We start from the raw sequence: 8,316 nt of genomic DNA on the forward strand, positions 1-8,316 counted from the left end.
TTCCTCTCCAATCAACATGGCTTAATATCATCCTTAGCAATGCCAATAAAAAAATCCCGCTCCTAATGATCGAGATTTATTGCTGACAATTGGGGCAAAAATACGTTTTTCTGGAACTTACTTCTTCCATAACAATTGTCGCACCGCATCTATTGCATAATTCACCTTCTCGGTCGTAAACCTGGCATCGTTCTCGATAATTCCCTGTTTTTTGATCGCCTCTAAATAGGGGACTTTCCATATAGCCGCCAAATTGAATACCCTCCTGCAGAACAACTTTCATTGAATGATAAAGAGTCCGGCGATAACCTTCATTTAAATCATCAATGTCTTTCGTCGGAAATATTTTTGCATGATAACATATTTCAGCTGAATAACAATTACCGATGCCAGCAATAAAGTCTTGATCAATAAAGGTCGTTTTTAAACGGCCATGTTTTTTATTCAAGAGTTTTAGAAACTCATTCTCTATAAAATCAGCCTGCAATGGTTCTGGTCCCAAGTGCTCCAACCGTTCTTTTACTTCATTTGTTGACAATAGATGTAAGTAACCTAAACGGAGCCCTATAAAATAGAGATGATGATCTCCAAAGGATAATCGTACTTGAATGGTTCGTTTTGGTTTTTCTGTTTCTTTCCCAAAAAACATAAAACCCCCAAGCATTAAATGTAGCAGCAGAGTCTGTCCATTTTGCAATTCAAAAAGCAAATGCTTTCCCCGCCTGTTTATCTGCATGATTCTTTGGTTTTTAACCGTGTTTGTAAATAGTTCTGGGTTTACATTAATCGATTTTTCTCGATTTATTTGGATGTCCGTAACGGGTTTACCGGCAATTTTTTCATTCAAGAGCATTTTGTAGTGTTCCATTTCCGGGAGCTCTGGCATTTGAAGACTCCTTTCATATAGGCAGTTAGCAAAGTCATATCCTTAATTTAACCTAATCTCACTCGATCTCATTCGTTTAACGGGGAATTCCCCATTTTTCAGCATGTTAACAGGATTTTCCTTTTTTAAAGCGAATATTTTATGTAGGAAGGTTAGGAAAAGGTCGGTGAGTTCGATGATAAATAAATTTGCCATGCCCGAAGTGATTTTTGGGAAAGGCTCTCTTCAACAGGTTGGAGAAAGTTGTGTTCGGCTTGGAGCAAGAAAAGTACTAATTGTCACTGATGCTGGTGTAATCGAAGCAGGCTGGAATAAAACGGTTGTCAAAAGCTGCCGTGATGCAGGTTTAAACTATGCTTGTTTTCATGATATCACTACCAACCCGAAGGACTTTGAAGCGGAAAATGGAGCTAATTTTTATATTGAACATGGATGCGATGCTATCATTGGTGTAGGCGGTGGCAGCGTCATCGATATTGCCAAGGCCGTCGCTATTTTAGTAACAAACGGCGGTAAAATTGCTGATTATGAAGGTGTTGACAGGATTGAAATTCCGCTTCCACCCTTAGTTATGGCAGGGACAACAGCTGGTTCAGGATCGGAAGTTTCTCAATTCTCTGTCATTGTAAATACCGAGAAGAAAAAGAAAATGACCATCGTATCTAAATCATTAGTTCCAGACATTGCCATAGTGGATCCAGAGACGCTATCTACAAAAAGTGCAAGGCTGACTGCCTCCACTGGTCTGGATGTTTTAACACATGCAATTGAATCATTTGTTAGTATCGCAGCCACTCCAATGACTGATGTATTTGCAAAGAATGCTATTAAGCTCGTTTCGAATAATCTCAGGCCTTCCGTGGCTTCAAAATTGAATGCAGAAGCAAAGGAAAACATGGCCATGGCAAGTTTACATGCTGGACTCGCCTTTTCTAACGCTATTTTAGGGGCTGTTCATGCCATGAGCCACTCCATTGGTGGAAGATACCCAATGCTCCATGGTGATGTTAATGCTGTCCTTTTGCCTCATGTGATGGATTTTAACCTTTTAGCTAATCCGAAACGATTTCAAGAAATTGCTGAATTACTTGGAGAAAATATCAATGGTTTAACGCCTTTTGAGGCTGGGAGAAAGGCAATTGAACACGTTAAACAATTATCCATTGATATCGGTGCCCCACAAAATCTATCAGAAATGGGTTTTGAAGAAAAGATGATTCAAAAGATCAGTGAGCTTTCCCTCCAAGATGCTTGTATGATTACCAATCCCCGTGATATTTCAGCAAATGATGTCGAAGTTTTGTTGAGAAAAGCATTATAAGGGAGGCACCATGAAAAACAGAGAACAAATGATTGAACTGTTAACAGGGGTACAATCTTCAAAACGAAATTATTACACAGAGCTAAAAAAAACGATTCATGAACTCCAAAAAAAGAATACACAATTAGAAATCATTAACGAGCTTATGAAAAGCTTTAATGTAGATATGTCCATGGATAACATGTTGAAACATGTACTAGAAAAATTAAAAACGATATTTCCGATTGATAGAATCAGCCTATCCTTATTGCATGGTGGGGAATTAGTTTTAGCAAACATCTACCCTTTCGAATCCTTCGAATTGACAATTGGATCCCTCCATCCCACGAAGAATTCTTTATACTGGCATGTATTACAGTCGTCTGAACCTTATTATCACTTAGTTGAGACGAACAAAAACCATGAGGCTTGGTTTGAGGATCACGCTTTTTCAAAGCTGAATTTAGTAGCTGTCAACTTATTCCCACTTATCAGTAAAGGACATGTAAAGGGTATTCTATCACTTGGCAGTAAGGTAAAAATGGACATTCATCTATCAGATCGGGCATTTTTCCAACAGCTCGCTGACCAACTCGCCGTTTGCTTAGAAAATGTTCGTCTGTTCAATGAGTTACTTGAGACGAAAAAACAATGGGAAGAAACCTTTCAAGCAGTTTCTGACGCCATTTTTATGGTTGATGTGAATGGAAAGCTTATCCAAGCTAATCACTCGGCTTTCCAATACTTATCTGAAATGCAGAATCTTACTGAATTGAATGTGGATCAACTTTTATTTACAGAGGAAGTGAACCCATTTAAAGAAACGATTCTTACAAAAAGCCCATCCTCAAGTAAATTACATATCGATAAAAAGGTTTGTGAGTGTTATTGTTTCCCGATTTTTAATGATGCTAATCAGTTATATGCAACGATTATTTACATTAAAGACGTTACAGCGAAAAGCAGGATTGAAGCTCAGTTGATCCAATCCGGCAAACTAGCTGCCATTGGTGAAATGGCAGCCGGAGTAGCTCATGAACTAAATAATCCACTCACTGCCATTATGGGAAATTCACAGCTCTTACTTAGGAAACTTGATCTTCCTGATTCAAGTTATAAACTATTAGAAGATATATATGAATGCGGGAAAAGGAGCAAGAATATTATTCGCAATCTGTTAACCTTTTCACGACAGGATGAATACCTTTTCGAAAAATGTTCGGTCAATGTGGCCGCTTCACAAGTAATAAGTCTAGTTGGAAATCAGCTTTACAAGCAGGCCATCGAAATTGAAACAAGATTCACCCCATCCCTTCCATTGATCGATGGAAGCTGCCAACAAATTGGACAAATTATCTTAAACCTTTTATTAAATGCAAAGGATGCTTTAGAGGATTCGAAACGGAACGGTAAAAAAATTGTTCTTCAAACCTATCTGCAAGAGGAAGACGGATTCAAAAAAATTATATTAACCGTAGAGGATAATGGCTGTGGAATAGAGGCATCGGTGATTTCGGAAATTTTCCACCCGTTTTTTACAACAAAAAACGGATTAAAAGGGAATGGACTTGGGCTTTCTGTTAGTTTAGGGATTGCCGAAGCACATGGCGGAACACTGGAGGCAGAAAGTACACTTGGTGAAGGTAGTACTTTTAAACTACTCTTGCCGATCAATGATTGATGTAAAGAGGTGAAAAAATGTCTAATATCTTAGTAGTCGATGATGAAAGAGAAATTTGCCGTTTTCTAAACCACCTATTAACTGATATGGGGCATACTGTCACATGCTGTACAAGTGGATCAGAATTCGACGGGTATGTCTCTAAACTAGAATATCAATTAGCTTTTCTTGATGTCAGGCTCCCAGACCGAAATGGCTTAGATATTTTACTACATCTTAAAAAGAAGCAACCACACTGTAATGCAATTGTCATGACTGGTTATAGCACTGTAAAAACAGCTATTGAAGCTATAAAACTAGGAGCGTCTGATTTTATTGAAAAGCCGTTTGAAGATATTTCTGATATTGAACAATTAACACACCAACTGTTAACAACCACACCCTCCCCTACTCTTAGTGATGCCTATGATCTATCCAACCGCTTAGGCTGTTTTATTGGCAATAATGAAGAGATGCATCACCTTTACACTTTAGCCTATAAATTTGCTCAAAAAAATGTCAATGTATTGATCGAGGGGGAAACGGGGACAGGAAAGGAAGTATTAGCCCATTTCATTCATCAGGCCAGCCAGCGATCTGCGTTTCCATTCGTTGCCGTCAACTGTGGAGCTATTTCTGAAAGTCTGTTGGAAAGTGAACTGTTCGGCCATACAAAAGGCGCCTTTACGGGTGCAATAAAAGAGCGTAAAGGGTATTTTGAATTGGCAGGAAAAGGCACCTTATTTCTTGATGAAATTGGGGAAGCTTCCCTTGCGACACAAGTAAAACTATTACGTGTTCTTGAAACGGGAGAATTCATGAAGGTCGGCGGGGAATTCACACATAGGAGTAAAGCCAGATTAATTGCCGCATCCCATGTTGATTTACAAAAAGCAGTTGACTCTGGGACATTCCGCGAGGATTTATTATATCGCCTGGATGTAGTCAGGTTAACCATCCCCCCATTACGAAGCCGACTCGAAGATATTCCGTTATTTATCCAACATTATATAAAACAGCAAGGCCTTGATCTAACCTTTGACAATGAGACAATGAAGTATTTGTGTAACTATCAATGGCCGGGAAATATGAGGGAACTGATCAACGTCATTAAATGGACCATAGCATTAGTTGAGGGGGAAACATCAACCATAACACCTAACTATCTTCCTGGAAAAATAACGAACTCAAGCCCACCCCTTTCTCATACTACTGTAATAGAACGCAAAGGAATTTCCTCATCGTCTTTTTCAACAGAAGAATATTTAAGGAAGTGGCACCAAGATTTAATGTTGCTATGGGAAATGGATAGAGGCGTTGATTTACATAAAATTCTTGATATGATCAAATCCTTTGAATCTAAAACAGTTCAAGCACTTATCTATAAAGCACTGCAAACAACAATCGGGAACCGTAAAGAGGCAGCTGATTTGCTAGGCATTTCTCAAAGAAAACTAAGATACTATTTGAATGAAAAAAAATAATCCATCATACAGCCGAAAAAGACCGGAATTATCTACCCGGTCTTTTCAGTTTTCAATTTTGCTATACGATTAATTCATAGTTAGAACAATCCGGCCGTTGATCTTTCCAGATTCCATTTTATCAAATACATCATTGATCGCATCAAGCGGAGCCGTTTCGATTTGTGAACGAACTTTTCCTCTGGCAGCAAAATCTAGGGCTTCCTGCATATCTTTTCTAGTACCGACGATGGACCCTTTTACGGTAACACCATTCAAAACTGTATCAAAAATCGGAATTGGCAGCTCATCATGCGGCAATCCAACAACTACTAGAGTCCCACCTCGTTTAACAGATTGATAGGCCTGTTCAAATGCTTTTTTCGTGACGGCCACACTTACTGCAGCCTGTACACCGCCTACTTTATCTTGAATGGCCGCTGCTGGATCCACTTTCATCCCGTTTACAGTAAAATCCGCACCTAATTCTTTTGCCAATTCTAACTTTTCATCATGAATATCGACCGCTACTACATTAAAGCCCATCGCTTTTGCGTATTGAAGAGCGATATGACCCAGACCGCCAATTCCATAGATGGCCACCCAATCCCCTGGCTTTGCTTCAGACACTTTCAGAGCTTTATAGGTGGTAACCCCTGCACATAGAATTGGTGCCACTTCAACTGGATCAAGACCCTCTGGTATTCTGGCAACATAATCTGCTGGCGCTTTACAGTATTCCGCATAACCCCCATCAACGGAATAGCCACCATTTTGTTGCTTCGTGCAAAGCGTTTCTCTTCCGCTTAAACAATATTCGCACTCACCACATGCCGAAAATAACCAAGGAATCCCAACACGATCGCCGATCTTTAGGGATTTTACGCCTTCACCAAGTTCTGTTACAATACCTACTCCTTCATGGCCAGGTATTAACGGAAGCTTTGGTTTTATCGGCCAATCTCCGTGTGCCGCATGAAGATCGGTATGACAAACACCACATGCTTCCATTTTTACTAACACTTCCCCATATCCCAATGTTGGCTTTGGCACTTCCTTAATTTCCAACTGCTGTTTGAATTCGCTTACAATTGCTGCTTTCATTCCCCATTCCCCCTAGTGAAAAATTCACCTATATACTTTGCAAGTAACATGCCAATCTTATATACTTGCAAAACATTAAATAAGTTGAGGGGAAGTATTTACATTCAGCCGATCTTTCGGCACTATTAACCGATTGCATGGCCAAAACTGCCGGAAAGCTAAAAATACCCACAACGTTTGTGAGTATTAATTCCAATCAACATTACCATTTAATCTTTTCAAAAGCTGATACGGTCGCACTTTAAACGATTCATAAGGCAAACATTGTCCCTTCATCGCATCCATTACCCTGGGGATGTACTTTCCCCGTTTAATGAATTGTTTTAGGTTTTCAGGATGAAGTTTGATAAATTGTACTTCTTTTGTTTCATTTGATAGGGTTAAAGAGCCTTCTATTGCTTTTCCTAAAAATACAATTGTAATGTTGCTCCCATTGGAATATACGCCTGTTACCCCTTCTAGTTTGACTTGAATCCCCGTTTCTTCAAGGATTTCTCTACAAAGTGCCTTATCGAGTGTTTCACCCTCATCAACCCCTCCGCCGGGAAGCTCCCAGGTGTCCGATCGCCAAAATGTTTTTACCAAAAGTGTTTCATTTTTTTCATTCGTTATAAAGCCACTCACCGTAACCGATTGTTTAGGTGAGCTGTAGGTTCCTGTCGGGGTTAGGAAATCTTGATAAGAGCATAGAATAAACTGCTGTAGATTGGGTTGCGCATGTTGATACAATTCATCTTTTTGAATTCTCTCTGTGATGTTTTCATACTCTTGATAGCTAGGATATTCCCAAATGACGATGACCTCATCTGAAGTGGATGTGAGCCAGCTTCCTATTAATTTCGCTCCATTTTTGATGTAACTAGGAAACAAGTATTCATTCAAAAATTCTTTTAGTGAATCAGCCTTATCTGGGAGAACTCGATACGTTTCTCTTAAAAAGAACATTTCGTGATCCTCATTTCAACTTTGATGTACATTTATTTTATGTACATGCATATAAAGGGTTCGGGGCCCTCAAATGAAAGACAATTCTAGAGTGTCCTTTCCGTGAAATGTCTTTCATTCACCTCTTGAAGGACAAGTCCTGGCTTGACCTCGCTTGTTCTGTCCTTCATCCACATTATGAAAGACAATTCCTTGCTTGACCTTCTATGATTTGTTCTTCATCCACCACATGAAAGACATTTCATGGCTTGTTCTTCTCTAATTTGTTCTTCATCCACCTTATGAAAGACATTTCATGGCTTGATCTTCTCTAATTTGTTCTTCATCAACCACATGAAAGACAATTCCATACTGGTCCTTCTCTAATTTGTCTTTCATCCACTCATTGAAAGACAATTTCTAGCTGACCTTCAGTCAATTTGTCCTTCATTCACACTATGAAAGACAATTCCATACTGGTCCTTCCTTTAATTTGTCTTTCGCGCATTCTCTTTTTTCTACATCTCATCTATTCTCACGCAAGAAATCCCCATCTTTGACAATTTATTAAAGACATCCTTCAATGCCATTATGGTGTTCATTGGTGCATCTTCATCTGCGCCCCATGTAGTGCCGCAATCATGCAATAGGACGACATCCCCCTTTTTTATTTGATGGAGAAGCCTGTTTTTCACTTTTTCACTTCCCCCATTACTGCGCCAATCTTCTGCCATTACAGACCAAAGGATGATTTTATATTTTTTCAAAAGAAATAAATCAAACAGATTTAACAAACCCCAAGGTGGACGGTAATAGATGGGACGTTCTCCCGTTATTTTTTCAATGATGAAGGCACTTTTCTCCAAGTCCCTGCGAACCTTCCAAGGGCTCATCCCCCAATTAGCTCTATGAACGAAGTTATGAATCCCAAGTAAATGTCCCTCATCGTATATTCTTTTGATGATTTCGGGATATTTTT

Annotated in this window: 7 protein-coding genes; 3 read left to right on the plus strand and 4 right to left on the minus strand. The window is 39.3% G+C overall.

The features are described from left to right. Positions 1–76: 76 nt before the first annotated feature. Entirely contained in the window at positions 77–886 is an 810-nt protein-coding gene (gene mutM, locus V7083_RS12325; protein ID WP_335478094.1) for a DNA-formamidopyrimidine glycosylase, read from the minus strand. 175 nt (positions 887–1,061) lie between these two features. On the opposite strand from mutM, the gene V7083_RS12330 reads away from it, so the two are divergent. The 3 genes from V7083_RS12330 to V7083_RS12340 are packed head-to-tail and all read left to right on the plus strand — an operon-like array spanning position 1,062 to position 5,330. Then, positions 1,062–2,207, plus strand: a complete 1,146-nt coding sequence (locus tag V7083_RS12330) for an iron-containing alcohol dehydrogenase (RefSeq protein ID WP_335478096.1) — start codon at positions 1,062–1,064, stop codon at positions 2,205–2,207. A gap of 10 nt (positions 2,208–2,217) precedes the next feature. Further along, entirely contained in the window at positions 2,218–3,867 is a 1,650-nt protein-coding gene (locus V7083_RS12335; RefSeq protein ID WP_335478098.1) for a sensor histidine kinase, read from the plus strand. A 17-nt stretch (positions 3,868–3,884) separates the two neighbouring features. Next, positions 3,885–5,330 carry a sigma-54-dependent transcriptional regulator gene (locus V7083_RS12340; protein WP_335478100.1) on the plus strand — a complete coding sequence of 482 codons (1,446 nt, stop codon included), beginning with the start codon at positions 3,885–3,887 and terminating at the stop codon, positions 5,328–5,330. Positions 5,331–5,399: 69 nt separating this feature from the next. Here the strand turns inward: V7083_RS12340 and adhP are convergent, their stop codons facing one another. From adhP to V7083_RS12355, 3 genes are all read right to left on the minus strand, one after another. Next, complete coding sequence (gene adhP, locus V7083_RS12345) at positions 5,400–6,413, minus strand: alcohol dehydrogenase AdhP (protein WP_335478102.1); 1,014 nt, start codon at positions 6,411–6,413, stop codon at positions 5,400–5,402. 186 nt (positions 6,414–6,599) lie between these two features. Next, positions 6,600–7,358 carry an NUDIX hydrolase gene (locus V7083_RS12350; protein ID WP_335478104.1) on the minus strand — a complete coding sequence of 253 codons (759 nt, stop codon included), beginning with the start codon at positions 7,356–7,358 and terminating at the stop codon, positions 6,600–6,602. 497 nt (positions 7,359–7,855) lie between these two features. Next, a partial coding sequence (locus V7083_RS12355; RefSeq protein WP_335478106.1) for a polysaccharide deacetylase family protein occupies positions 7,856–8,316 on the minus strand: 461 nt, incomplete at its 5' end.

Origin of the sequence: Bacillus sp. JJ1764 (genome assembly GCF_036962145.1) — a bacterium.
GTDB lineage: Bacteria > Bacillota > Bacilli > Bacillales > Cytobacillaceae > Neobacillus.